The sequence below is a fragment of the Klebsiella sp. BDA134-6 genome, from assembly GCF_015601345.1.
In the GTDB taxonomy this organism is placed as follows: Bacteria; Pseudomonadota; Gammaproteobacteria; order Enterobacterales; family Enterobacteriaceae; genus Klebsiella; species Klebsiella grimontii.
On the sequence record NZ_CP064784.1, the window covers coordinates 4,100,821 to 4,126,531 of the forward strand.

The window sequence follows — 25,711 nt, forward strand, 5'->3', positions numbered from 1 at the left end:
GCGCGCATTGTGTCACTTTTACACGTCGCAATAATGCAGAAATCGCTGTAATGCCTTGGAAATATGTTTCTGCCGGTGATGAATGCGCCACAAGGTGCGGGTTAAACGCGGCAGCGGAATCGTCAGCTCTACCAAAGACCCCACTTCAAGCTGCTCCGCCACCACGCGTCGCGACAGGCAGCTAATGCCTAAGCCATGGCGCACAGCGTGCTTGATGGCTTCCGAGTTGCCCAGCTCCATCCCCAGATGAAACGCCGGTAAATGCGAGAGTAATAAATAGTCGACGATTTCCCGGGTCCCGGAGCCATGCTCGCGTAAAATCCACGGCGCTTCCGCCAGCCGTTGCAGCGTCACCTCCCCTTCGAGGAGCGGCGAATCCGGCGCGGCAAAGACAACCAGTTCATCTTCCAGCCAGGGTTCGGCAATAATATCCGCGGCGTGACAGGGACCTTCAATCAGCCCGATATCCACGCGCAGATCGGCCACCGCATTGATCACGTCCTGGCTATTGCCTACGCTCAGCTCCAGTGGTAAATCCGGCAGATCGCGTCGATAGCGCGCAATGATTTCCGGCAGAATATAGTTGCCGATGGTGCTGCTGGCGTAGACGCGGATCGCGCCGTTGTCGCCGCGAAACAGCTGTTCTATCTCCAGCGCCCGCTCCAGCAGCGCCAGCGCCCGCGGATAAAGCAGCCTGCCGTGCTCGTTGACCACCAGCCTTTTCCCTACGCGGTCAAATAGCTGCACGCCCAGCTGCCCTTCGAGATCGGTCAGCGCCGCGCTAACCGCCGATTGGGAAAGCGCCAGCATTTGCGATGCCTGCGTCGTCGAACCGCTTTTTAATACTTCAGCAAAAACTTCCAGCTGCCTTAGCGTGATATGCATGATTTTTCCTGCCTTTATATACAACTCGCGATCCGCGGCGTGAGGCTGAGGTCCATCGATCTCAAACCGCGAAATCGCGCATTTACCACTTATTTCGATTAATTATAAATATATAATCAATTTTATATTTAAACCAGCGGGTCGTATGCTTTTCCCAGACAAAGGAGAAGGTTATGACAGCACTCACTTTACCGACTAAACATCGCCCATTGCGGCACTTTGCACCTGGACTGGCGCTGACCGCCGTTCTCACCGGCGCAGCGCTGTGGGCCGGTAGTTATCCGGCTATCGCCGGCGCGGGCTTCAGCGCCCTCACGCTGGCTATCTTATTCGGCATGGTCATCGGTAACACGGTTTACCCGAAAATCTGGCAGCCCTGCGACGGCGGCGTGATCTTTGCCAAGCAGCACCTGCTGCGTCTCGGCATCATTTTATACGGCTTTCGCCTGACGTTCGCCCAGATTGCCGACGTCGGGATAGGCGGTATCGTCATTGACGCGCTGACACTTTCCAGCACCTTTTTTATCGCCTGCTTTCTTGGGCAAAAGGTTTTCGGCCTGGATAAACATACCAGTTGGCTGATTGGCGCCGGCAGCAGCATCTGCGGCGCCGCAGCGGTGCTGGCGACCGAACCGGTCGTCAAAGCGGAAGCCAGCAAAGTGACGGTTGCCGTCGCCACGGTGGTCATTTTCGGCACCATTGCCATTTTCCTGTACCCGGCTATTTACCCCTTCCTGGCGCACTGGTTTACGCCGGAAGCCTACGGCATTTATATGGGGTCGACGATGCATGAGGTTGCTCAGGTTGTCGCTGCGGGCCACGCGGTGGGTCCGGACGCGGAAAACGCGGCGGTGATTGCAAAAATGCTGCGCGTGATGATGCTGGCTCCGTTCCTGCTGTTCCTCGCCGCGCGCGTGAAACAATTAGCCCCGGCCAACGGCGGGGAAAAAAGCAAAATCACCATTCCGTGGTTTGCGATCCTGTTTATTCTGGTGGCGGTGTTTAACTCCTTCCACCTGCTGCCGAAAGCGGTTGTCGATATGCTGGTCACGCTGGATACCGTACTGCTGGCGATGGCGATGGCCGCCCTCGGCCTGACCACCCACGTCAGCGCGCTGAAAAAAGCCGGCGCCAAACCGCTGCTGATGGCGCTGATGCTCTTCGCCTGGCTGATTGTCGGCGGCGGCGCGATTAACCTGGCCATTCATAGCCTGATGGCCTGAAGCCCCTCGCGATTCAGGTTGTATTAAGGATGATGTAACTCTCCGGCTAAGCCGCTATCATTACCCTCCCCCCAGCGGCTTATCTGGAGTTTTTTTATGAAATATATTGGAGCGCACGTCAGCGCCTCCGGCGGTGTAGCCAACGCCGCCATTCGCGCAGCCGAAATCGGCGCGACCGCATTTGCCCTCTTTACCAAAAACCAGCGCCAGTGGCGCGCCGCGCCTCTGAGCGACGAAACCATTGCTGAATTTAAAGCCGCCTGCGAAAAGCACCATTTCGGTCCGGGGCAAATTCTGCCGCACGACAGCTATCTGATAAACCTCGGCCATCCGGTTGAGGATGCGCTGGAAAAATCCCGCGATGCGTTTATTGATGAACTCTCCCGCTGCCAGCAGCTCGGCCTGACGCTGCTGAATTTCCATCCGGGTAGCCATCTGCAGCAAATCCCGGAAGACGAATGTCTGGCGCGAATCGCCGAATCGATCAATATCGCGTTGGCAAAAACCGAAGGCGTTACGGCGGTGATTGAAAACACCGCCGGCCAGGGCAGTAACCTGGGCTTTAAATTTGAGCATCTGGCGGCCATCATCGACGGCGTAGAAGATAAATCACGCGTCGGCGTATGCATTGATACCTGCCATGCCTTCGCCGCCGGCTACGATCTGCGCAGCGCCGAAGAGTGTGAAAAAACCTTCGCTGATTTCGAACGGATTGTCGGTTTTCAGTATCTGCGCGGTATGCATCTGAACGATGCGAAAAGCGCGTTCGCCAGCCGCGTTGACCGTCACCACAGCCTGGGTGAAGGCAATATCGGCCATGATGCTTTCCGCTGGATTATGCAGGACAGCCGCTTTGACGGTATCCCGCTGATTCTGGAAACGATCAATCCTGATATCTGGGCGGAAGAGATCGCCTGGCTGCGGGCTCAGCAAACGGAAGAGGCTACGGTCTGATATGAACGACAGGGAAAAGCAGATCCTCAAAATTTTGCGGCGCAATCCGCTGATTCAGCAGCATGAGATTGCCGATATTCTGCAGATTAGCCGCTCCCGCGTAGCCGCGCATATTATGGATCTCACGCGTAAGGGGGCCATCAAGGGCAAAGGCTACATCCTTACCGAGCAGGAGTATTGCGTCTCGCTGGGCGCGGTGAATATGGATATCCGCGGAATTGCCGATATCCATTATCCTCAACCGGTGTCAAATCCGGGTAATATCCAGTGCTCCGCTGGCGGCGTGGCGCGAAATATCGCGCATAACCTGGCGCTGCTGGGCCGCGATGTGCATTTGATTTCCGCCGTCGGCAGCGATTTTTATGGCGAAACGCTGCTGGAGCAGACCCGACAGGCCGGGGTTAACGTGCAAAGCTGTATCCGCCTGCACGGTCACAATACCGCCACCTACCTCTCCATCGCCAATCCGCAGGAAGAGACGGTGCTGGCGATTAACGATACGCATATTTTACAGTCGCTCACGCCGCAGATGCTGAATCAGTATCGGGATCTACTGACGCATGCAGGCGTCGTTCTGGTCGATTGTAATTTAACGGAACAGTCGCTGGAGTGGGTGTTTACTCTGACCAACGCTATTCCGGTGTTTGTTGATACCGTGTCAGAGTTTAAAGCGCACCGCATTCGCCCGTGGCTGGGAAAGATCCACACGCTGAAACCCACGCTGCGCGAACTGCAGATTCTCTGGGGCGAGCCCATTGAAAACGAGGCCGATCGCGATCGGGCGCTAGCATGGCTACACGAAAAAGGCACCCAGCGGGTGGTGATTTGCTCGGAAGATGATTCGATTTTCTGTAGCGAAGCCGGCGGCGAACGCTTCCGGATGAGTTTGCCGGGCCATACGACGATTGACAGCTTCGGCGCCGACGATGCGCTGATGGCTGGGCTACTTTATAGCTACCTCGACGGCAGCGACTTTAAAGAGAGCGCCGCTTTCGCCATGGCCTGCACCGCCATCACCCGAGCCAGCGACAGCATCAACAACCCCTCTTTGTCCGTTGATAACGCGCTCAATTTACTTCCCAACGGATAGCAGCGCACCGCAGACGCGGCGCGCGCATCACATTATGCCAGCCCAATAAAGAACCCGGCGATGGTGGCGCTCATCAGGTTAGAGAGCGTGGCCGCCGCCAGGGCGCGCAGTCCAAGCTGGGCAATTTCCGGCGCGCGCTGCGGTGAAATAGCCGAAAACGCCCCGACAACCACGCCGATCGAGCCAAAGTTGGCGAAACCGCACAGCGCAAACGAAATAATCGCAACGGTTTTCACGTCCAGGTTTCCGCCGCTTTGCAGGTAGGGCGAGAAGTTGAGATAGGCAACGAATTCGTTGATCGCCAGCTTTTGGCCAATCAGGCTGCCTGCCAGCGTCGCATCGCTCCAGTCAACGCCCATGATCCACGCCAGCGGTGCGAGCAGAAAGCCGAAAATCCCCTCCAGCGTCGCGTGACCGTAGCCAAACCAGCCGCCAATGCCGCCGATAATACCGTTCAGCAGCGCGATAATCGCCACAAATGCCATCACCACGGTGGCCACCCCGGCGGCAATTTTCAGGCCGGTCATCGCCCCTGACGCCGCTGCCTCGATCACGCTTTTCGGCGGCGTCTCGGTGAAAGAGAGATTGTCGAAAGTGACCTGGGATGCTTCCGTTGCCGGACTCAGCATACGGGCAAACAGAATCCCGCCGGGGATGGCCATTAGCGAAGCGGCCAGCAGATAATCAATCGGCACGCCCATACCGGCATAGCCGATCATCATCGACCCGGCGATCGACGCCATCCCGCTGCAAATCGCGGTAAACAGCTCATTGCGGTTGAGCTTGTTGATAAACGGTTTGACGATCGCCGGGATCTCGTTTTGCCCAAGGAAAATGGTGGTCACGGCGACGAAAGACTCGATCTTGCTGATATTCAGCGCTTTCTGGAAGATCCCCCCGAGGATACGGATCAGCAGCCCCATCACGCCGAGGTAGTAAAGCAGACTGATCAACGCGGTAACAAAAATGATGGCGGGCAGAACGCGAAAGGCGAAGATAAAGCCGGCGCCGTCAAACAGCACGTCCATCTTCGGGCCGACCAGTGAACCAAAAATGAACGCACTTCCGGCGTCGCTATAGGACATGACTTTGTGTACCCCAAGCGCGGCCTGCTCGACCAGCCACTTGCCAGGGGGAAAATAGAGCATCACCCCGCCAATCACGATTTGCAGCAGCAGCGCTGCCCCTACCGTTCTGATGCTGATGCGTTTTTTATTAACTGACAGCGCAAAGGCAATGGCCAGCAACACCACCATCCCCAGAAGACTTCTCATGATGTCCATAATGATATCCTTACCTGGTGGAAAACCCGGCGCAGGCCAGGCTTTCGGTATCGTTGATATCGGGGCGGGCAACCGCAAACGGCCCGCGACTGTCGTCAGGCGATCTGCTGATACTCTTTGGCAATCTCGCAGGCCAGAACGGCGTTGTTGAAGACCAGCTGAATGTTGGATTTCAGGCTATCGCCGCCGGTCAGTTCCGCGACGCGCGCCAGCAGGAACGGCGTGCTCGCTTTACCCACTACGCCCTGCTCTTCCGCCTCCTTCACCGCCTGGTTGATGGCGGCATTGATTTTCTCTTCCGGCATCGCGAACGCTTCAGGAATAGGATTTGCCACCACCATGCCGCCATTCAGACCCGACTGCCATTTCACCGCCATCGCTTTGGCGATGTCTTTGGCGCTATTGAGGCGAATGCTGACGTCAAACGGGCTGGTTCGGCAGAAGAATGCCGGCAGCGCCGAAGTTTGATAACCAATAAGCGGGACGCCAAACGTTTCTAAATACTCGGTGGTTAAACCGAGATCGAGAATAGATTTCGCACCGGCACAGACCACGGTAACGTTGGTATTAGCGAGCTCCTGTAAATCGGCGGAAATATCAAATGTGTGCTCGGCGCCACGATGTACCCCGCCAATACCGCCGGTCGCAAAGACTTTAATTCCGGCCATCGCCGCAATAATCATGGTAGACGCCACGGTGGTCGCGCCATTTAATCCTGCGGCGACAACAAAGGGTAAATCACGACGACTGACTTTGGCGACGTTATGACCTTCGCGACCCAGAAGTTCAATTTCTTCACGGCTTAAGCCAACTTTCATTACGCCATGAATAATTGCGATGGTTGCCGGCACCGCCCCCTGGCGACGAATGGTTTCTTCTACTTCCAGCGCCGTTTGCGCATTTTCCGGAAACGGCATGCCGTGAGAAATAATCGTCGATTCCAGCGCCACTATCGGCTGGTTATTTTTTAACGCCTGCTGAACTTCCGCAGAAATCTGTAATAATTCAGAGGAAATATTTAATTCAGACATATTCTTTCTCCACTAACTTTTTTACGTTGGCGTAAGATAATTCAGGGTTATTGGTGAATTCCGATGAAAGCGCCAGAGAAGAGCATCCCTGAGCAAACTTCACCGCTTGCGAAAATGAGCAGCCGTCGAGCCAGCAGCAGGCCAGACCGGCCATCATCGCGTCACCGGCGCCGGTGACATTGACAACCTGGGTTTTCAGCGGCGCGGACCAGCCGCGTTCCCCATCTTTCTCGCTGTAGTAAACGCCGTCGCCGCCCATGCTCAACACCAGGCGTTTCAGGCCATGATGGTGAAACCAGTCGGCTACGCGAGCCACATCTTCAGTGCCGGACAGCGCGATGCCGCTCAGCGTTTCAGCCTCAATCCGGTTCGGTTTCAGGGTGTGAATACGCCCCAGGTGCTGGCTGATTTTCACGCATTTCCAGGCAGAAACCGGGTCAACAAAAATGGGCGTCGAGCCGCTATTTTCCATTAGCCAGGCCAGCGCCGACTCGCTAATATTGCAGTCAACAACAATCACCGCAGCGCCGCAGATAAAATCTTGATGCTGCCTTAAAAAGGCCGGCGTAATATGCTCAGTGATGCTCATATCATTAATCGCCACCAGCATTTCACCGGTATTATCAAGCAGCGACAAATAGCTTGATGTGCCTTCACCCGGGATTATCTGACATTTATCGACGTGAACCCCGGACTGGGCCGTTTGATTTAATAATGAATGACCATAAAAATCGTCACCAACAACGGATAATAGCCACGCCGTTTTATTCAATAAGGCAATATTTTGCGCAATGTTGCGCCCCACGCCGCCGGGAGTATATTTTATTTTCCCAGGATTAGAATCAGCGTAGTTTAGCGACACATTGGAATAACCAGCCACATCCATGTTTGCCGATCCAATAATCACAACGTAATCATTTTCAGGCATAAAAATACCCTCCAGCATAAAAAACGCTATGGCAGTAAAATTATTTAATATTAGTAAATAAACACCTCACGATTCACAGCCCTCATTTAAACACATGTTTGAATGTGAACATGTGTTTATGGTAAGCGGAATAATTTTAAAGTAAAGAGAGGCAAAATAGGATTTTCATATGAACATGAACAAAATCACAAAATTTGGCCAGTATGGTTTTTAAACAGTTTAAAAATGCGAAGAAGAGCACATACGGCGGGAGGACGGAGGAAGAATGCGGCATAAAAAAAGGGCAGAGAAGACTCTGCCCTTGAGAAGCGTTTGCTACGTCTATCAGGCGGCTTGAACTTCAGGACGTTTCAGCACCGCGTAGGAGAGACCTGCGACCAGCGTACCGACCACAATCGCCATCAGGTAGCCAAGCACCGGCGTAATCGCACCAGGGATCAGCAGGACGAACAGACCACCGTGCGGCGCCATCAGCTTCGCGCCAACCCACATGGACATCGCGCCGGTCACCGCGCCGCCAACGATACAGCAAGGCAGGACGCGCATCGGGTCACGTGCGGCGAACGGAATCGCCCCTTCGGTGATAAAGCACAGGCCGAGAACCAGCGCGGCCTTGCCGCCTTCCTGCTGCGCTTTGTCGAACTTTTTACGCGCAATCAGCGTCGCCAGGCCCAGGGCCAGCGGTGGAACCATACCCGCCGCCATGATAGCCGCCATCGGCGCATAGGTCTGGGTACTCAGCAGGCCAACACCAAACGCGTAGGCCGCTTTGTTCACCGGACCGCCCATATCGGTACACATCATACCGCCGAGGATAGCACCGAGCAGAACCGCGTTCGCCGTCCCCATCGTTTGCAACCAGTGGGTCAGACCTTCGAGGATCCCGGCAACGGGTTTACCAATCAGGTAAATCATCGCCAGACCGACGATCAGGCTGGAAACCAGCGGAATGATCAGGATCGGTTTCAGCGCTTCCATACTTTGCGGCAGCTTCAGCTTCGTACTGATCGCTTTCGCCACGTAGCCGGCAAGAAAACCGGCGATAATACCGCCGATAAAGCCAGAACCAGTGCTCACCGCCAGCATACCGCCGATAAGACCCGGCGTCAGGCCAGGACGGTCAGCGATAGAGAAGGCAATAAAGCCCGCCAGGACCGGTACCATTAGCGCGAAGGCTGAGCCACCGCCGATTTGCATCAGCGCCGCGGCCAGGGTGTCTTTCACTTCAAAAGCTTTAATACCAAAAGCGAAGGAGAGCGCGATACACAGACCGCCCGCCACCACCATCGGCAGCATGTATGACACGCCGGTCAGCAGGTGGCGATAGGCGCCCGCGGACTCTTTTTTGCCTTCCGCCGCGGCCTGGGATTTACCCGCAGGCTGATACGGTTTCGCTTCAACCACGGCTTTATCCAGCTCCTGCGCGGTTTTCTTCAGCGCCAGGCCGGTGGTGGTGCGATACAGCGGCTTACCGGCGAATTTCGCCAGATCCACTTCGATATCGGCAGCGACGACCACCAGATCCGCCTGTTCAACCTCTTCCGGGGTGATTGCATTCCCCGCGCCTACGGAGCCGCGCGTTTCAACCTTCACCCACCAGCCGCGTTTTTTAGCTTCGGTTTCAATCGCTTCCGCCGCCATAAAGGTGTGCGCGACGCCGGTCGGGCAAGCGGTGACCGCCACAATACGTTTTGGACCGTTAGCCGCAGCCGGCAACGCAGCAGCGGCCGGAGCGGCGTAAGGCGTCGCATGGCTTTTGGCTTCCCCGAGGAACAGCTCCGGGTGAGCCACGGCGCGGTTGATATCGCCGAGATAGACCTTTTTGCCATTCAGCGCGCTGTCGGCCGGCAGCGCCGTCCCCAGCACAATCGCCAGCTCAGCGTCATTTGGGTTATCAATCAGTTCGAGTTGCGCTTTTTGCGCCGCGGTGCTTAACAGGGTCTTCGCCACATAGGCGCGAGCCTGTCCAAGCCCGGCATCAATAATCAGCAGCGTTTTCATTATGCCTCTCCTGCTGTTAATTAAAGGGTTGTAAGTCGACGCGCGCCATCATTGCGGCCAACTGGGTACGATCGGTAATACCGACATTGCTCTGACTCACCGCCAGCGCGGCGACTGCCGTTGCCAGGCGCAGCGTATGCTCGCTGGACTCACGCATCAGCAGGCCATAAATCAGGCCGCCAACCATTGAATCGCCGGCGCCAACGGTGCTAACCACTTCTACTGAAGGCGGTTTGGCAATCCATTCTCCGGATGCGTTAACCCACAGGGCGCCTTCTTCGCCCAGGGAGATAACCACGTGAGCGATGCCCTGCTCACGCAGCGCATGAGCAGCTTCAATGACATCTTTCATCTCAGGCAGCTTGCGTCCAGCCCAGATTTCCAGCTCGCGACGGTTAGGTTTAACCAGCCACGGAGCCGCTTTCAGCCCCGCAACCAGCGCTTCGCGGCTGCTATCAAAAATGATGCACGGGCACTGGCTACGCAGACGGGTCATCCAGTCGGTGAACGCTTCCGGGCTAACGCCGGACGGCAGGCTACCGCTTACGCAGACCATATCGAACTGGCCCAGCCAGCTAAGAGAATCATTAACAAAACGCTCCCAGTCGCCCGGCGTCACTTCAAAGCCGGAGAAGTTGAAGTCAGTAACTTCGCCATCTTTCTCAGTCAGCTTGACGTTGATACGGGTACGGCCCTGAACGACCTGAAAACGGTTTGCGATGCCCAGCTCGCTGAACAACTGCTGAAAACCATCCTGATTGTCTTTACCGAGGAAACCGCCAACGGTGACGTCAATACCGAGATCTTTCAGCACTTTTGCAACGTTGATCCCCTTCCCTGCGGCGTGCAAACCGGTGGTGCGAACGAGGTTAACCTCACCGCGTTCAATTTCCGGGGTAAAACCCACCAGGTCATAGGCCGGGTTTAAAGTAATCGTTGCGACACGTCTGCTCATTTATGCGCCCTCCCCAAGGCCTGCGGCGATCGCTTCGCCAATCGCATCCAGCGCCTGCTGCGCATCTTCACCCTGCGCGGTAAAGCGCAAGCGGTGACCTTTCTTAACGCCCAGCGCCACGACTTTCATCAGGCTGCGGCCGTTTGCCGGCTTGCCCGAACCATCAAGGTTGGTGACGGTAATGTCGCTGGAGAATTGTTTAATGGTATTAACCAGCATCGTGCCGGGACGCGCGTGCAGCCCGTGCTCGTTGCGGATAACGTATTCCGCGCTGAGAACATCTTCGGCAATCGCATCGTCGCTGGTCAGAAGAGCCAGCAGCGTGGCGCCATCAGCCTTCAGCAAGCGGTCAGCTTTTTTATCAAGGAGCAGATTGCTCAGGCGATTAAGCACCGCCGTCGGCTGGTCATCGGCCATCGCGACGGTAATCAGCAGAGAAACCGGTTGCTCATCGCTGGTGAAGGCGTTGGCCGCGCGGCTGACGGCAACGGCGCTGCGCAGGTTGCCTTCGGTGCTGTCGTTCAGCCAGATGCCCTGACCGAGGTTCAGCGGTTTATCATTAATCGTACGGCTAACAAAGGAAGCATCGACGGCGCCGGCTTCTTTCAGCCGCGCGGCGTTCAGCGCCTGCAGGGTCAGCAGATCGCTGGCCGCAACGTCCAGGGTTAGCGTCTCATTATCCAGCTTCAGCGCTTCGCTCTGCTTTTCGCCCATCAGCAGGGCGCGCAGCTCTTCGGCGGTCGTCGCGGACTTAAGCTGTTCAGCAACGGAGTCGTCGCTCAGCACGTGGGTCAGTTGACGCAGCAGCCCAAGGTGTTCATCCGAGCTGGCGGCGATACCGATGGCGACGTAGGCGGTTTGCCCTTCGCCCCAGGTCACGCCCTGCGGAAACTGATAAACCTGAACGCCGGTTTTCAGCACCTGGTCGCGGGTGTCGGTGGTACCGTGCGGAATCGCAATACCGTTGCCAAGGAAAGTGGAGGTTTGCTGCTCGCGAGCCAGCATCCCGTTGACGTAGCCGTCTGCCACGTTGCCCGCGCTGACCAGCGCGGAGGCAACCTGACGAATAGCCTCTTCTTTATTACCGGCCTGCTGACCGGGATGAATATCCTGCACAGATAACTGGAACATGGTTCTCCTCTCCTGCTGAATTGAATCGTTTCAGCTACTTTGAGAAAAAATGCGTCATCTACCTGCTGGAGAATCTCCCGATGACGCTGAAACGTTTCAAGAAGTCTGTACCTTTATTAGCCGCCAGGCAAGAAAAGTTCGTTTCCTGATAACAGAAGTTAGAGATACAGCACACTTTTGCTGAAGCAGGAGCTGCGATGCAGGGAAAACTTCAGCTTTCTGCTGAAGTTTGATTTTGAAACGTCTTTTTGATTTATTCGTGCCCTGGTACTGTTCATTTTCTGAGTGACGGCGTAAACTCCGCGACTCCTGAAAACCGATGAACGCCGACATGCAAAACAGTAGCGCCGCCCTGCCACGACGCGGGTTTGATTTCACCTCTTCCGCCTTTCTGATCGTCGCCTTCCTGACGGGTATCGCCGGGGCACTCCAGACGCCGACGCTGAGTCTGTTTCTGACTAACGAGGTTCACGTCCGACCGGCGATGGTCGGCTTCTTTTTTACCGGCAGCGCGGTGATCGGCATTCTGGTAAGCCAGTTCCTCGCCGGGCGTTCGGATCGCAAAGGCGACCGCAAGCGGCTGATCGTCTTCTGCTGCCTGATGGGCGTGCTGGCCTGCGTGCTCTTCGCCTGGAACCGTAACTACTTTATTTTGCTGTTTATCGGCGTATTCCTCAGCAGCTTCGGCTCCACCGCGAACCCGCAGATGTTTGCCCTCGCCCGCGAGCATGCGGACAAAACGGGCCGCGAGGCGGTCATGTTCAGCTCGATTCTGCGCGCTCAGGTGTCTCTGGCATGGGTTATCGGGCCGCCGCTGGCCTACGCGCTGGCGATGGGTTTCGGCTTTACCGTGATGTATCTCAGCGCGGCGGTCGCCTTTGTGATCTGCGGCGCAATGGTCTGGTTTTTTCTTCCCAGCATGCGTAAAGAGCCGAAGATCGCTACGGGACATCTCGAAACGCCGCGCACCAACCGCCGCGACGCGCTGCTGCTGTTTATCATCTGTACGCTGATGTGGGGAATCAACAGCCTGTACATCATTAATATGCCGCTGTTTATCATCAATGAGCTGCATTTATCGGAGAAGCTGGCCGGAGTCATGATGGGCACCGCCGCCGGACTGGAAATCCCGACCATGCTGATTGCGGGCTATTATGCCAAACGCTTCGGCAAGCGCTTCCTGATGCGCATCTCAGCGGTGGCCGGCGTGCTGTTTTACGTTGGCATGCTAACCGTACATACCCCCGGACTGCTGCTGGCCCTGCAGGCGCTGAACGCCATTTTTATCGGCATTCTCGCCGGTATCGGCATGCTCTATTTTCAGGATCTGATGCCCGGACAGGCGGGCGCGGCCACTACGCTTTATACCAATACCACGCGCGTTGGCTGGATTATCGCCGGTTCGCTGGCGGGCGTCGTCGCGGAAATCTGGAGCTATCACGCCGTCTTCTGGATTGCGCTGGTCATGGGCGTAGCTACCCAGGCCTGCTTGTGGCGTATTAAAGACGTATAAAGCAGCGGTGTGCCGCATCAGCGGCACACCAGAGTATTACGCCAGGCCAATAAAAAACCCGGCAATTGTTGCGCTCATTAAGTTTGACAGCGTTGCCGCAGCCAGCGCCCTCATCCCCAATTGGGCAATTTCAGACGCGCGCTGGGGTGCAATTGCCGAGAATGCGCCAACCACCACGCCAATAGAACCAAAGTTGGCGAAACCGCATAGCGCAAAAGAAATAATGGCGATAGTTTTCACATCCAGCGCTCCCGGCGTTTGCAGGAACGGCGAAAAGTTGAGGTAGGCTACGAACTCGTTAATCGCCAGCTTCTGGCCAATCAGGCTGCCCGCCAGCGTCGCATCACTCCAGTCAACGCCCATTAACCAGGCCAGCGGTGCAAGGATATAACCGAAAATCCCCTCCAGAGTCGCGTGACCAAAACCGAACCAACCGCCGATACCGCCAATCACGCCGTTGATCAGAGCGATAATTGCCACAAACGCCATCACTACCGTCGCCACGCCCACGGCAATTTTTACCCCAGCCATCGCGCCGCTAGCCGCGGCTTCAATAAAACTTTTCGGCGGAGTTTCGGTGAAGGAGAGGTTTTCGAAAGTCACCTGCGATACTTCAGTCGCCGGGCTGAGAAGGCGGGCAAACAGAATACCGCCGGGAATCGCCATCAGCGATGCCGCCAGCAGATAATCAATCGGCACGCCCAGCCCGGCATAGCCAATCATCGTCGACCCGGCGATTGAAGCCATCCCGCTGCAAATCGCGGTAAATAGCTCATTACGATTTAGCTTATTAATAAAGGGCTTAACGATCGCCGGGATCTCATTTTGCCCAAGGAAAATGGTGGTAACGGCAACAAACGACTCAATCTTGCTAATATTCAGCGCTTTCTGGAAAATTCCGCCAAGAGTTCGGATCAGTATTCCCATTACGCCAATATAATAAAGCAGGCTTACCAATGCGGTGATAAAAATAATGGCAGGCAATACCCGAAAAGCAAAAATAAAACCAGAACCATCGAATAAGAGATCCATTTTCGGCCCGACCAGCGAACCAAAAATAAATGCGCTACCGGCATCGCTGTAGGTCATCACTTTATGTACGCCGAAAGCCGCCTGCTCCGCCAACCATTTTCCTGGCGGAAAATAGAGCATAATACCACCAATAGCAATTTGCAGTACCAGCGCCGCGCCAGTCGTGCGCAGACTAATTCGTTTTTTATTTACTGACAGTAGAAAAGCGATTGCCAGTAATACCACCATACCCAGAACACTTCTCATTATATCCATAATGATTATCTCTTGATGCCAGCAAACCCGGCATTACGCCAGGTTTTGGTATGTCTGATTTTATTACGGGCGACAGCTTACTGCCCGCCTGTTTCTATACCCAATGGATTTCAAGTTGCTTAGAGGCGGCAAGAGAGACAAATTCGTCTGGTACGAATTTGAACAGCCAAAGGCTGCCTTTGGTAAGGGACACGGATGTCCCTCATTAAAGCCCCAGGAGCTTACTCAAGTAAGTGACGGGGGTGAACGAACGTAGCCAACAAAGAAGCCGCTTGAAAGACGACGGGTATATCAGGCGATGAGGGATATTCCGCACGCCTGGTACAAAGTGAATTAGCGGTACATCCGCACGCACTCTTCGACTAAACCCCAAAACCAATCGGTATCAATAGTGATGCCGACTTTGGTATTCGGCGCTTTACCGAGTACGCCCAGTTCGTCGCAGACCGTACGGCCATAGCAGGGGCCGCTGTTAACATCTACCTCAACATACATGTCCTGTGTTTTGATGGCCTGAGGATTAATCAGATAGCCGATGCAGGTGGCATCATGCACCGGACCACCCGCTAAGCCGTAGTTTTCAAACTGCGTTTTGAGGGTGAAATTCATGATATCGCTAAACAACTGTCCCGCCGGACCGCCGGCTTTTTCCATGCGTGCAATAACATCAGCGGTGCAGACCGTCTGATTAGTCAAATCGAGGCCCATCATGACCAGAGGGACACCCGAGCTGAATATCACGCGAGCGGCTTCAGGGTCGGCATAAATATTAAACTCTGCCGATGGCGTAAAGTTTCCGGTACCATAAGCACCGCCCATTAATACAATCTCGCGAATTTTCGGCAGGATTTTCGGCTGCATTCGCATGGCGACGGCTATATTGGTCAGTGGGCCAACGGGCACCAGCGTGATGTCACCCTCACTAGCCATGAGCGTGTCAATAATATATTTAACCGCATGCGTTTCTTCTGCCTGACGAGTTAACGGTGAAAATACCGGCCCATCCAGTCCGGTTTCACCATGAATATTATCAGCGACAATTTGCTGACGCATAATTGGCTGTGGCATCCCGGCATAAATCGGCACATTGACATCTAAATGTTGGCAAACATTTAATCCATTGACTAACGTTTTATCCAGCGTTTGGTTACCCGCAACAATTGTTATTCCTAATAAATCAATTGCCGGATGTCTGGCCGCCATCATTATCGCAATAGCATCATCGTGACCTGGATCGCAGTCGAGTATAATTTTTCTTTTTTCCATTTTTATTCCCTCTTTTCGCTTTTACGCCATTTTTATGTTATTACAGCAGGATTAAACAGGTATCGGATTAACGTTTGCAGCATACCAGGCGAAAACTGATACTGAATATGAGAAATCTCATACCGGGAAGCGACCGTGAAAGAAATCCAAAATGAAAATCTCAAGCAGCAATTGATAAGCGACTCGGGGTACCTGGAAAAATTTTCCGTCGATGTTGTGCGGGATACACGATTGTTCCACGCTGTGGCAGGGGATTATATTGTTAAAGAGGGGGCTCAACCCGCGCACCTTTTTTACCTCGCACGCGGCCGGGCTAAGCTTTACACCACATCAGCTAATGGTCGGGTCTCGCTGATCGACTTCTTTGGCGCACCCTGCTTTATCGGCGAGATAGAACTCATTGATAAACATCACGATCCGCGTGGCGTTCAGGCCATCGAAGCGTGCTGGTGCCTGGCGCTGCCCATCGCTTCATTCCGCCCTTTGTTGCTGAATGACGTCATTTTCCTGCGTAATCTCTGTATCGCGTTAAGCCAAAAAAACTACCGTAACATCGTGTCGCTCACCCAAAATCAATCTTTTCCACTGGTGAATCGTCTGGCAGCATTTATTTTATTAACTCAGCATTGTGATATTTATCACGAAAAACATACCCCGGCGGCGGAATATATGGGAGTGTCGTATCGTCATTTATTATATGTGATCGCACAATTCTGTCAGGAAGGCCTGCTGGTTAAACAGAAATCCGGCTACGCTCTTGGTAATAAGAAGAAACTGATCGCCCTCGCGCGGGAGATGGATCCTGAGCATAATTTTTCTGATTTATTGCATTAAGCTTTTACAAAATTTATAACCTAAATAATTCAAGTTTAAGGAGGCGTGAGCGAGTGAAGCCAACGCACATGCCACTTGAAGTATGACGGGTAAATGCACTACGCAGAGGTGCTCTGTTCAAGATGAAGCAGCCAGGTCATGGCGTCTTCGCGATTGGAGGCGCACATTTCCGCTTCCGGCTTCAGGCTGGCGCACACTTTCGGCCTAAACGGCGAGCCAAAAATAGCGCAGAGATTATTTTGCGATAGCTGCACGCAGCGGGTGTTTGCCGGCTTGCCTTGCGGCATGCCCGGGATAGGGCTGGAGATAGAAGGAGCGATACAGCAAGCTCCGCATTCAGGGCGGCATTCCATAATCGACTCTTCCGATAACGCTTTTAGCAGTCCAGCCTAAACGTTTTACCTGAAGATAGCAAAACAGACGAATTCCACTTGCCTGAAAGGCCCGGCGCGAGTAGTTTTACGCGATATTTTCGACCCTTTAAGTGACAGGATTACTGCAATGCCAAGAGCGAATGAAATTAAAAAAGGTATGGTGCTGAATTACAACGGCAAACTGCTGATTGTTAAAAATATTGATATTCAGTCACCCAGCGCCCGCGGCGCAGCGACGCTGTACAAAATGCGTTTCTCCGATGTACGCACCGGCCTGAAAGTGGAAGAACGCTTCAAAGGCGACGACATCGTTGATACCGTCACCCTGACCCGCCGCTTCGTTGACTTCTCCTATATCGATGGCAACGAATACGTCTTTATGGATAAAGAAGATTACACCCCGTATATCTTTACCAAAGAGCAAATCGAAGAAGAGCTGCTGTTTATGCCGGAAGGCGGCATGCCGGATATGCAGGTTCTGACCTGGGACGGCCAGCTGCTGGCGCTGGAGCTGCCGCAGACCGTGGATCTGGAAATCGTTGAGACGGCGCCAGGTATTAAAGGCGCATCCGCTAGCGCCCGTAACAAACCGGCGACGCTGAGCACCGGCCTTGTTGTTCAGGTGCCTGAATACCTGAGCGCGGGCGAGCGCATTCGTATCCATATCGAAGAGAGCCGCTATATGGGCCGCGCGGACTAAACTCTGCGTTTGCAACATCATAAAGGGCAGCCAGCGGCTGTCCTTTTTTTCGCACCTTTTCCGCAGCGCCTGGCCCTCTCTCTGCTGGCAACGTTGCTCTCCCTTCACTCGCTGCAAAGTTGTTATACCAAAAGTAATTAAACTATCGCTCCTCTCCTCCATTAAGCGCGCCCACTTTTCAGAACAGCCGGGTATGCAGCTAACAATTGATGATCGAGCTCACATTAAGCGGATAAATAAGGCTCACCAATTTAATTTGTTGTCATATAACTTTACACTGGGAATGTTAATTATCCGTTAATCAGGTGTGTTAAGAATGACTACCATTGCTACGGCTACGCTGCCGGAAGGCGTACAGCTCCCTCAATATGACCGCAGCCAGCTGCGTTCGCGTATTGTGCATTTTGGTTTCGGCGCGTTTCATCGCGCGCACCAGGCGCTCCTCACCGATCGGGTGCTTAACGCCGGCGGCGGGGACTGGGGGATTTGTGAGATCAGTCTGTTCAGCGGCGATCGGCTGATGAGCCAGCTTCGCCAGCAGAACCACCTGTTTACCGTGCTGGAAAAAGGCGCCGAGGGCAATCAGCCAATCGTGGTCGGCGCCGTCCATGAATGCCTGAACGCAAAACTGGATTCGCTGGCCGCGATTATTGAGAAATTTTGCGAACCACAGGTCGCCATCGTCTCTCTGACCATCACCGAGAAAGGCTACTGCATCGATCCGGCCAGCGGCCTGCTGGACATGACGCAGCCGCGCATTATCCACGATCTGCAAAACCCGACGCTGCCGCAATCGGTTCCCGGCATTCTGGTCGAAGCGTTATCGCGCCGCCGTCAGCGTGAACTACCGCCGTTTACCGTCCTCTCCTGCGATAACATCCCCAACAACGGGCATGTGGTGAAAAACGCCGTGCTGGGAATGGCAGAAAAACGGAGCCCGGAGCTGGCGCAGTGGATCGCCGAGCACGTCAGTTTTCCCGGCACCATGGTTGACCGTATTGTGCCAGCCGCCACCGATGAATCGCTGGCGGAAATTAGCGCCGCGTTGGGCGTAGAAGACCCCTGCGCTATCAGCTGCGAACCCTTCATTCAATGGGTCATCGAAGATAACTTCGTTGCCGGACGCCCGGCCTGGGAAACCGCGGGCGTCCAGATGACCGATGACGTCCTGCCGTGGGAACAGATGAAACTGCGGATGCTCAACGGCAGCCACTCGTTCCTCGCCTGGCTTGGCTATCTGACAGGTCATGCGCATATTAGCGACTGCATGCAGGATCCGATTTTCCGCAGCGCCGCATACCGCCTGATGCTTGACGAACAGGCGCCGACCTTATCTATTCAGGACGTGGATCTGACGGCGTATGCTGACAGCCTGATCGAACGCTTCAGCAACCCGGCGCTGAAGCATCGCACCTGGCAAATCGCCATGGACGGCAGCCAGAAGCTGCCGCAACGTATGCTTGACGGTATTCGCGTCCACCTTACGCAAGGCAGCCGCTGGCCGCTCCTGGCGCTCGGCGTCGCGGGCTGGATGCGCTACGTCAGCGGTATTGATGATGGCGGAAATGCCATTGATATTCGCGATCCGCTGGCCGATAAGATACAGAAACTGGTCTCCGCCAGCGATGAACACCAGCGCGTAGCGGCCCTGCTTACGCTTGAGGAGATCTTCGGTCACGACCTGCCGCAGGATCCGCAGTTTGTTGCTCACATCACCGCCGCATGGCATCAGCTTGCCGCCTTTGGTGCGCGTCAGGCGATTGCCGCCACGCTGAACGCTTAACAATAACTGCCTTTTAGCGGACAGAGTCCCCTTCTGTCCGCGCTAAGACTTCTCTTTTTCGCTTTTTTTCGTCAGGATAGGCGTAACTGTTACAACATTACATTTATCCTGGAGAAAAAGTGACCAAAACCAACTTGATCACGGGGTTTCTCGGCAGCGGTAAAACCACGACGATTTTGCATCTGCTGGCCAATAAGCCCGCGGATGAAAAATGGGCCGTGCTGGTCAACGAGTTTGGTGAAGTGGGTATTGACGGCGCGCTGCTGGCGGAAAGCGGCGCACTGCTCAAAGAGATCCCCGGCGGCTGCATGTGCTGTGTAAACGGCCTGCCGATGCAGGTCGGGCTTAATACCCTGCTACGCCAGGGCAAACCCGATCGCCTGCTGATAGAACCCACCGGGCTGGGCCATCCTAAACAGATCCTCGATATGCTGACCGCCTCGGTATACGAGCCGTGGATCGAACTGCGCGCCACCTTGTGCGTGCTGGACCCGCGCCAGTTGCTTGACGAAAAAGCGGTGACCAACGACAACTTTCGCGACCAGCTGGCGGCCGCTGACGTTATTATCAGCAATAAAGCCGACCGCTCGACGGAGGAAAGTCAACGCGCCTTTGCCGCATGGTGGCAGGCCTACGCGGGCGATCGCCGGTTCGTCAGCGCCACGCGGGGCAATATCGACCCGATGCTGCTTGATTTACCGCGGCGCAATATTGCGCCGCTCCCCGCCAGCGCCGAACACGCGCACGGCCACGGGCAGAAACAAGGCCTTGCGGCACTTAGCCTCCCCGCCCATCAGCGCTGGCGTCGCAGCCTGAATAGCGGTCAGGGCTATCACGCCTGCGGCTGGATTTTTGACGCTGAAACCGTTTTCGACACCGTTGCCCTGCTCGAATGGGCGCGCCTGGCGCCGGTCGGGCGCGTCAAAGGCGTGATGCGCATTGCGGAGGGGCTGGTACGGATCAATCGCCAACAGCTTGATCTGCATATTGAGACGCAGAACGTCTCCCCTCCCGACAGCCGCATCGAGCTGATTGCCGATACCGAGACCGACTGGAATGCACTGCAGGCCTCCTTGTTGAGGATTCGTTTAAGTTAAGACGGCTATGGTTGCCGTCGTTTACCCAATACACGATAGTTATGATTAAAAATCGAATTCCCCTTATTCTGCTGCTGAACGCGGCGGGTATAGCGCTTTTTTGTTCATGGTACCTTCCCGTTAACCATGGTTTCTGGAATCCGCTGGACTCGGCGATCTTCTATTTCTTTAATCACCTGGTTGGCGTGAGCACCGCCTATACCTGGCTGCTGGCGATTATCAATAACCGTGCCTTTGACGCCTGCTCGCTACTGGCGATGGGCAGCCTGATGCTGAGCTTCTGGTTTAAAGAGCAGAGCGCCGGACGCCGGCGGGTGATTATCATCGGCCTGGTGATGCTGCTGGCTGCCGTCATTATCAATCAGCTGGCCCAGCACCTGATGCCGGTTAAGCGCGCCAGCCCTTCGCTCTCTTTTACCGACATCACCAAAGTGAGCGATGTGATCTCATTCCCCACCAAAGATGCTTCAAAAGACAGTTTCCCGGGCGATCACGGGATGATGCTGCTGATATTTGCGTCATTTATGTGGCGTTATTTTGGCCGCCGGGCGTTTGCTATCGCGCTGGTAATATTCGTGGTGTTCGCTTTCCCACGCGTGATGATTGGCGCCCACTGGTTTACCGATATTGCCGTCGGCTCATTAACGGCAGTGCTCATAGGCGCCCCCTGGGTATTGATGACCTCATTGAGCGATAATGTTATTGCCTTATTTGAGCGCCACCTTCCGGGTAGAAAAGCAAAAATTTAAATCTATCTTTACAATTAATTAATATCATTCATAAGGGATCGTTCTGGGTCCCTTTTTTTGCCCTCGCCTGTTTTCTCATCCTGCATCATCTTTCTGTCATATTAATCATCTTAAAAATGAGTAAATTGCGTATTTTTTACCCATCACTGCCGCTATTTTGTCCTTTGCCGATGATTCACTTTTTGTCGCAAAAATACTTATAAGAAAATGCGTAAAACCGCTCGCCATCCCCCGGTTGATCGGGTAACCTCAATCTCGTTTTGCCTCGTCAGCGACATCAATTCAAAGAATGAATAAATTTGTGCGTGACTCCACAGTTTTATGCTTACGGAATTGTCTCATTGCGACCAGGTAATTAGGCTCTAACACGTTTGGCATTTTTTATAACGACATTGTCGTTAAGGACAACAAGGGATAACACACAGCATGGTCAAATCTCAGCCGATTTTGAGATATATCTTGCGGGTCGCCCCCGCGATTGCAGTTGCGGTTCTGCTTTCCGCGTGTAGTTCAAATAGTACCGCCAGGAATATGCATTCTGAGACGCTTGCTGTGGGTAGTGGCGATTTATCATCACTGCAAGCCTCTCAGGATGAATTTGAAACGATGGTCCGCAACCTGGACGTCAAGTCCCGCTTGATGGATCAGTATGCCAGCTGGAAGGGCGTGCGTTACCGCCTCGGCGGCAGCACCCGTAAAGGCATCGATTGTTCCGCCTTTGTGCAACGGACTTTTCGTGAACAGTTTGGCCTGGAACTGCCCCGCTCCACTTCAGAGCAGCAGGATTCTGGAAAATCGATCAGCCGCGCCCAGCTGCGTACCGGTGATTTAGTCCTGTTCCGCGCCGGCTCCACGGGCCGCCACGTTGGCATCTATATCGGCAACAATCAGTTTGTTCATGCATCCACCAGCAGCGGTGTGACCATTTCAAGCATGGATGAACCGTACTGGAAAAAGCGCTATAACGAAGCGCGACGCGTTCTGAGTCGTTCGTAATCGTCTTCTACCGTTGGTTAATCCCTTGGCCAACGGTAGAAACAAAAAAACACTGCCGAGGCGGTGTTTTTTTTTGCTCGCCAGCCAATAAACTTCGTAAAATAAGCTATGTCTTTAAGCAGGGATAGAAAAAACGTTTTCTATCAGCCCTTTGGCGCACATCAACAATACGGACTGACTATATAGCCTATGCCTACCCGTCACCTCGCTCCCCGGCGAAAAATCTGGCTGACAAGTATATGTATTGGAATAGCCGTCGCCCTGCTGGCCGGTAGCATCCAGTTTATGGTGATTTATCACAACCGGGCGGAGCGTTTCGACGCCATTATTAACAACGTCCATACCTATCTGCAGGACTATTTTCACGATTTAAATCAGACTATCCACGACCTGCAGCCGCTGGTCGATGAGCCATGTGAGAACGTCGCCTCAGGCTTAACCGCCCATGCGGCCTTCAGCCCAAACGTCCGCGCTGTCCTGCTGGTCAAAAATGGCCTCGCGTTTTGTTCCTCCGCTACAGGCGTCATGAGTACGCCCTTAACCCAGCTCATACCGCAGCTTGATGTAACGCAAGCGGTCGATATGGCGATTCTGCCCGGGACGCCAATGATGCCCAAAAGCGCAGCGCTGGCGTTGTGGGTCCGTAGCCCCCACGGTGGGAAAGACGGTGTTTTTGTCTCGATTAATGCCAACCTGACGCCCTATATCCTCTATTCAGCGCGACAGAATGATTTCAGCGGCCTGGCGCTGGCTATTAAGGACGTCGCCATTTCCACCTTCAGTAACCAACTCATCGACCCGCAGACCCTGATCTCGCCACCCATTCGCCAGACGCAAATTGACGGCCTGCCGCTGAAAGTCTATCTCTACGCCAACAGCTGGCTGGCGGAGAATACACAGTTTGCTCTGCTGTTGGGTGTCGTTTGCGGACTGTTGGCCGGGCTTTTAAGCTACTACGTCCTCACCATTAAGTCGGACCCGCGCAAAGAGCTTCTACTGGCCATCAAAAACGATCAGTTCTACGTGGTCTATCAACCGGTGGTGAGGTCAGAGACGCTACAAATTAGCGGCATTGAGGTGTTGATGCGCTGGCGGCATCCGGTGGCCGGCGAGATCCCTCCCGATGTCTTTATCAACCTTGCGGAAACCCAGCAGATCATCATTCCGCTTACCCGCCATCTCTTAACCTTGATTGCGCAGGATGCGCCTGTTCTGCAAACGCTCCTGCCCGCCGGGAGCAAGCTGGGGATCAATATTTCCCCCATGCATCTACACGCCGGGAGCTTTCAGCAGGATCTGCAGCGATTCACCGCCGCCATGCCGGCCGACCATTTTAGCGTGGTGCTGGAAATCACCGAGCGCGCGATGATCGATAAAAATCGTTCCTTAGAAAACTTCGACTGGCTGCACGAGCAGGGTTTTGAAATCGCGATTGATGATTTCGGTACCGGCCATAGCGCGCTAATTTATCTGGAACGCTATAACTTTGATTACCTGAAAATAGACCGCGGCTTCGTACAGGCTATCGGCACGGAGACCGTGACCTCGCCGGTGCTGGACGCCGTTATCACCCTAAGCCGCCGGCTGAAGCTCACCACCGTCGCCGAAGGCGTGGAAACGCAGGAACAGGCGGAATGGCTGCGCGATCATGGGGTAAATTATTTGCAGGGATACTGGTTAAGCCGACCGCTGACGCTGGAAGCGCTGATCGCCGCCCATGATGAACCGGCGAAATATTTCACAACCCGCTAAGTGTCCTTTATTATTTGCTATCAGAGGTCAGGCCGTTTCAGGCCCGGCATGGGAGGACGATATCCTGGTTATTTTTGCGCGCATCAGCCTGATACTGCTGACCTTATTTAGCCTGCACAGCCAGGCGCAAACCATTAAAGAGAGCGACAGGTTCGCGATTATCGGCGAGCCGAAATACGCCGCAGGCTTCACCCATTACGATTATGCCAATCCCGCCGCGCCTAAAGGCGGCGCAATTACCCTCGCCGCCATCGGCACCTTTGATAATTTCAACCGCTACGCCATGCGCGGCAACCCGGGTATTCGTACCGAAAGTTTATACGATACGCTCTTCACCACCTCTGACGATGAGCCCGGCAGCTACTATCCGCTGATCGCCGAGCATGCGCGCTATGCCGATGATTTTTCATGGATGGAGATTACGCTCAATCCGCGCGCCCGCTATCACGACGGCAGCCCCATCACCGCCAGCGATGTCGCGTTTACCTTCCAGAAGTTTATGACCGAAGGGGTACCGCAGTTTCGCCTCTATTATAAAGGCACCACGGTAAAAGCCATCGCTCCACTCACCGTCCGCATTGATTTAGCCAAACCAGGCAAAGAGAACATGCTTAGCCTGATGACGCTGCCCGTTATGCCGGAAAAATACTGGCAGCACCATAAGCTTAGCGATCCACTATCTGCGCCACCGCTGGCCAGTGGTCCGTATCGCATCACTGCCTGGCGCATGGGCCAGTACATTACCTACTCGCGGGTAAAGGACTACTGGGCCGCCGACTTACCGGTCAACCGCGGACGCTGGAATTTCGATACGCTGCGCTACGACTATTACCTGGACGACAACGTTGCTTTCGAAGCCTTTAAGGCCGGCGCCGTTGACCGTCGCGAAGAGAACGTTGCCAAAAACTGGGCTACTCGTTACGTCGGGCGCAATTTTACCCACGGCTATATCGTAAAAGACGAATACACCAACACCTCGGCGCAGAACACGCAGTGGCTGGCGTTTAATATTCAGCGCCCGGTATTTGCCGACCGCCGGGTACGCGAAGCCATTACCCTTGCTTTTGATTTTGAATGGATGAATAAGGCGCTGTTTTATCGCTCCTACAGCCGCGCCAACAGCTTCTTTCAGAATACCGAATATGCGGCGCGCGATTATCCAGATGCCGACGAGCTCGCCCTGCTGACGCCGCTGAAAAAAGAGATCCCGGCTGAAGTCTTCACGCAGATTTACCGGCCGCCGGTTTCCAGCGGCGACGGTTTTGCGCGAGAGAATTTACTCAAAGCCGATGCCATCCTCAACCAGGCGGGATGGATAGTGAAAAACCAGCAGCGGGTAAACGCGCAGAGCGGCAAACCGTTACGCTTTGAGCTGCTGCTCCCCTCCGGCAGTAGCGATCGCTGGGTCCTGCCCTTCCAGCACAACCTCCAGCGGCTCGGCATCGTCATGGATATTCGCCAGGTCGACAACTCCCAATACAGTAACCGCAAGCGCAGTCGGGATTACGACATGATGCCTAACGTCTGGCGCGCCACCCCCTGGCCCGGCACCGACCTGCAAGTCTCCTGGGACTCCGAATATATAAACTCCAGCTACAACGCCTCAGGAGTACAAAACCCGGCGGTCGACCGGCTCATCGCGCAGATTATTCGCTGGCAGGGTAATAAAGAAAAGCTGCTGCCGCTGGGCCGGGCTCTCGACCGCGTGCTGACCTGGAACTATTACATGCTGCCGATGTGGTATATGGCGCAGGACCGAACCGCTTACTGGGACAAATTCTCCTTCCCGCAGACCCGCGCGGTCTACTCCTCCGGTTTCGAAAACTGGTGGTACGACGCAAGCAAAGCGGCCAGACTCCCCGCGGACAGACGCTAAGGA

22 protein-coding genes are annotated in these 25,711 nt (G+C 54.6%); 12 read left to right on the forward strand and 10 right to left on the reverse strand.

Annotated elements, in window-relative coordinates; translation table 11 throughout:
• Window positions 1-18: 18 nt before the first annotated feature.
• Window positions 19-885: a DNA-binding transcriptional regulator YeiE gene (gene yieE / locus IYV58_RS18860; RefSeq protein ID WP_004122885.1), complete on the reverse strand. Its 867-nt coding sequence runs from the start codon at window positions 883-885 to the stop codon at window positions 19-21.
• Between the two features lie 173 nt (window positions 886-1,058).
• Here yieE and IYV58_RS18865 point away from each other — a divergent pair, with 173 nt between their 5' ends.
• The 3 genes from IYV58_RS18865 to IYV58_RS18875 all read left to right on the forward strand — a co-directional run bounded on the left by IYV58_RS18865 (window position 1,059) and on the right by IYV58_RS18875 (window position 4,152).
• Window positions 1,059-2,108 carry a YeiH family protein gene (locus IYV58_RS18865; RefSeq protein ID WP_004122887.1) on the forward strand — a complete coding sequence of 350 codons (1,050 nt, stop codon included), beginning with the start codon at window positions 1,059-1,061 and terminating at the stop codon, window positions 2,106-2,108.
• Between the two features lie 96 nt (window positions 2,109-2,204).
• Window positions 2,205-3,062, forward strand: coding sequence for a deoxyribonuclease IV (nfo, locus tag IYV58_RS18870; protein WP_004122889.1), 858 nt, complete (start codon window positions 2,205-2,207; stop codon window positions 3,060-3,062).
• A 1-nt stretch (window position 3,063) separates the two neighbouring features.
• Window positions 3,064-4,152, forward strand: coding sequence for a sugar kinase (locus tag IYV58_RS18875; RefSeq protein ID WP_142471447.1), 1,089 nt, complete (start codon window positions 3,064-3,066; stop codon window positions 4,150-4,152).
• A 32-nt stretch (window positions 4,153-4,184) separates the two neighbouring features.
• Here the strand turns inward: IYV58_RS18875 and IYV58_RS18880 are convergent, their stop codons facing one another.
• The 6 genes from IYV58_RS18880 to fruB all read right to left on the reverse strand — a co-directional run bounded on the left by IYV58_RS18880 (window position 4,185) and on the right by fruB (window position 11,481).
• Complete coding sequence (locus tag IYV58_RS18880; RefSeq protein ID WP_004122892.1) at window positions 4,185-5,435, reverse strand: NupC/NupG family nucleoside CNT transporter; 1,251 nt, start codon at window positions 5,433-5,435, stop codon at window positions 4,185-4,187.
• A gap of 95 nt (window positions 5,436-5,530) precedes the next feature.
• A complete protein-coding gene (locus IYV58_RS18885; protein WP_004122893.1) occupies window positions 5,531-6,466 on the reverse strand; it encodes a pseudouridine-5'-phosphate glycosidase in 936 nt (311 codons plus the stop codon).
• On the reverse strand, window positions 6,459-7,394 hold the full coding sequence (locus tag IYV58_RS18890; RefSeq protein WP_087829180.1) for a pseudouridine kinase: 936 nt from the start codon (window positions 7,392-7,394) through the stop codon (window positions 6,459-6,461). The genes IYV58_RS18885 and IYV58_RS18890 overlap by 8 nt, the downstream gene beginning before the upstream one ends.
• Before the next feature lie 324 nt (window positions 7,395-7,718).
• On the reverse strand, window positions 7,719-9,395 hold the full coding sequence (fruA, locus tag IYV58_RS18895) for a PTS fructose transporter subunit IIBC (protein WP_195729192.1): 1,677 nt from the start codon (window positions 9,393-9,395) through the stop codon (window positions 7,719-7,721).
• A 16-nt stretch (window positions 9,396-9,411) separates the two neighbouring features.
• Window positions 9,412-10,350 (reverse strand): 1-phosphofructokinase, encoded by a 939-nt coding sequence (gene fruK, locus IYV58_RS18900; protein WP_004103928.1) that lies wholly within the window; start codon window positions 10,348-10,350, stop codon window positions 9,412-9,414.
• Complete coding sequence (fruB, locus tag IYV58_RS18905; RefSeq protein ID WP_004870368.1) at window positions 10,351-11,481, reverse strand: fused PTS fructose transporter subunit IIA/HPr protein; 1,131 nt, start codon at window positions 11,479-11,481, stop codon at window positions 10,351-10,353. It lies immediately after the preceding gene.
• Window positions 11,482-11,812: 331 nt separating this feature from the next.
• Here fruB and setB point away from each other — a divergent pair, with 331 nt between their 5' ends.
• The gene (gene setB / locus IYV58_RS18910) at window positions 11,813-12,994 is read left to right on the forward strand and encodes a sugar efflux transporter SetB (RefSeq protein WP_032742168.1); all 1,182 of its coding nucleotides are present in this window, start codon (window positions 11,813-11,815) and stop codon (window positions 12,992-12,994) included.
• 36 nt (window positions 12,995-13,030) lie between these two features.
• Here setB and IYV58_RS18915 read toward each other — a convergent pair whose 3' ends face one another.
• Together IYV58_RS18915 and rihB are read right to left on the reverse strand one after the other, a co-directional pair.
• The gene (locus tag IYV58_RS18915; protein ID WP_004122903.1) at window positions 13,031-14,281 is read right to left on the reverse strand and encodes a NupC/NupG family nucleoside CNT transporter; all 1,251 of its coding nucleotides are present in this window, start codon (window positions 14,279-14,281) and stop codon (window positions 13,031-13,033) included.
• A gap of 333 nt (window positions 14,282-14,614) precedes the next feature.
• Complete coding sequence (rihB, locus tag IYV58_RS18920; protein WP_087829138.1) at window positions 14,615-15,547, reverse strand: ribosylpyrimidine nucleosidase; 933 nt, start codon at window positions 15,545-15,547, stop codon at window positions 14,615-14,617.
• A 135-nt stretch (window positions 15,548-15,682) separates the two neighbouring features.
• Here rihB and IYV58_RS18925 point away from each other — a divergent pair, with 135 nt between their 5' ends.
• Window positions 15,683-16,381, forward strand: a complete 699-nt coding sequence (locus IYV58_RS18925; protein ID WP_004122908.1) for a transcriptional regulator YeiL — start codon at window positions 15,683-15,685, stop codon at window positions 16,379-16,381.
• A gap of 98 nt (window positions 16,382-16,479) precedes the next feature.
• Here IYV58_RS18925 and IYV58_RS18930 read toward each other — a convergent pair whose 3' ends face one another.
• The gene (locus tag IYV58_RS18930) at window positions 16,480-16,734 is read right to left on the reverse strand and encodes a YkgJ family cysteine cluster protein (RefSeq protein ID WP_123829071.1); all 255 of its coding nucleotides are present in this window, start codon (window positions 16,732-16,734) and stop codon (window positions 16,480-16,482) included.
• A 148-nt stretch (window positions 16,735-16,882) separates the two neighbouring features.
• On the opposite strand from IYV58_RS18930, the gene yeiP reads away from it, so the two are divergent.
• The 7 genes from yeiP (at window position 16,883) to IYV58_RS18965 (ending at window position 25,708) form a co-directional block, all read left to right on the forward strand.
• Window positions 16,883-17,455, forward strand: a complete 573-nt coding sequence (yeiP, locus tag IYV58_RS18935) for an elongation factor P-like protein YeiP (RefSeq protein ID WP_004122911.1) — start codon at window positions 16,883-16,885, stop codon at window positions 17,453-17,455.
• 316 nt (window positions 17,456-17,771) lie between these two features.
• A complete protein-coding gene (locus IYV58_RS18940; RefSeq protein ID WP_142467996.1) occupies window positions 17,772-19,238 on the forward strand; it encodes a mannitol dehydrogenase family protein in 1,467 nt (488 codons plus the stop codon).
• Between the two features lie 119 nt (window positions 19,239-19,357).
• The gene (locus IYV58_RS18945; RefSeq protein ID WP_195729193.1) at window positions 19,358-20,335 is read left to right on the forward strand and encodes a CobW family GTP-binding protein; all 978 of its coding nucleotides are present in this window, start codon (window positions 19,358-19,360) and stop codon (window positions 20,333-20,335) included.
• Window positions 20,336-20,370: 35 nt separating this feature from the next.
• Entirely contained in the window at window positions 20,371-21,084 is a 714-nt protein-coding gene (locus tag IYV58_RS18950) for a phosphatase PAP2 family protein (protein WP_170100815.1), read from the forward strand.
• Window positions 21,085-21,510: 426 nt separating this feature from the next.
• Window positions 21,511-22,080: a bifunctional murein DD-endopeptidase/murein LD-carboxypeptidase gene (gene mepS, locus IYV58_RS18955; RefSeq protein WP_004122922.1), complete on the forward strand. Its 570-nt coding sequence runs from the start codon at window positions 21,511-21,513 to the stop codon at window positions 22,078-22,080.
• 189 nt (window positions 22,081-22,269) lie between these two features.
• Entirely contained in the window at window positions 22,270-23,832 is a 1,563-nt protein-coding gene (locus IYV58_RS18960) for a cyclic di-GMP phosphodiesterase (RefSeq protein ID WP_139529122.1), read from the forward strand.
• A gap of 70 nt (window positions 23,833-23,902) precedes the next feature.
• Window positions 23,903-25,708: an extracellular solute-binding protein gene (locus tag IYV58_RS18965; protein WP_195729707.1), complete on the forward strand. Its 1,806-nt coding sequence runs from the start codon at window positions 23,903-23,905 to the stop codon at window positions 25,706-25,708.
• Window positions 25,709-25,711 lie beyond the last annotated feature (3 nt).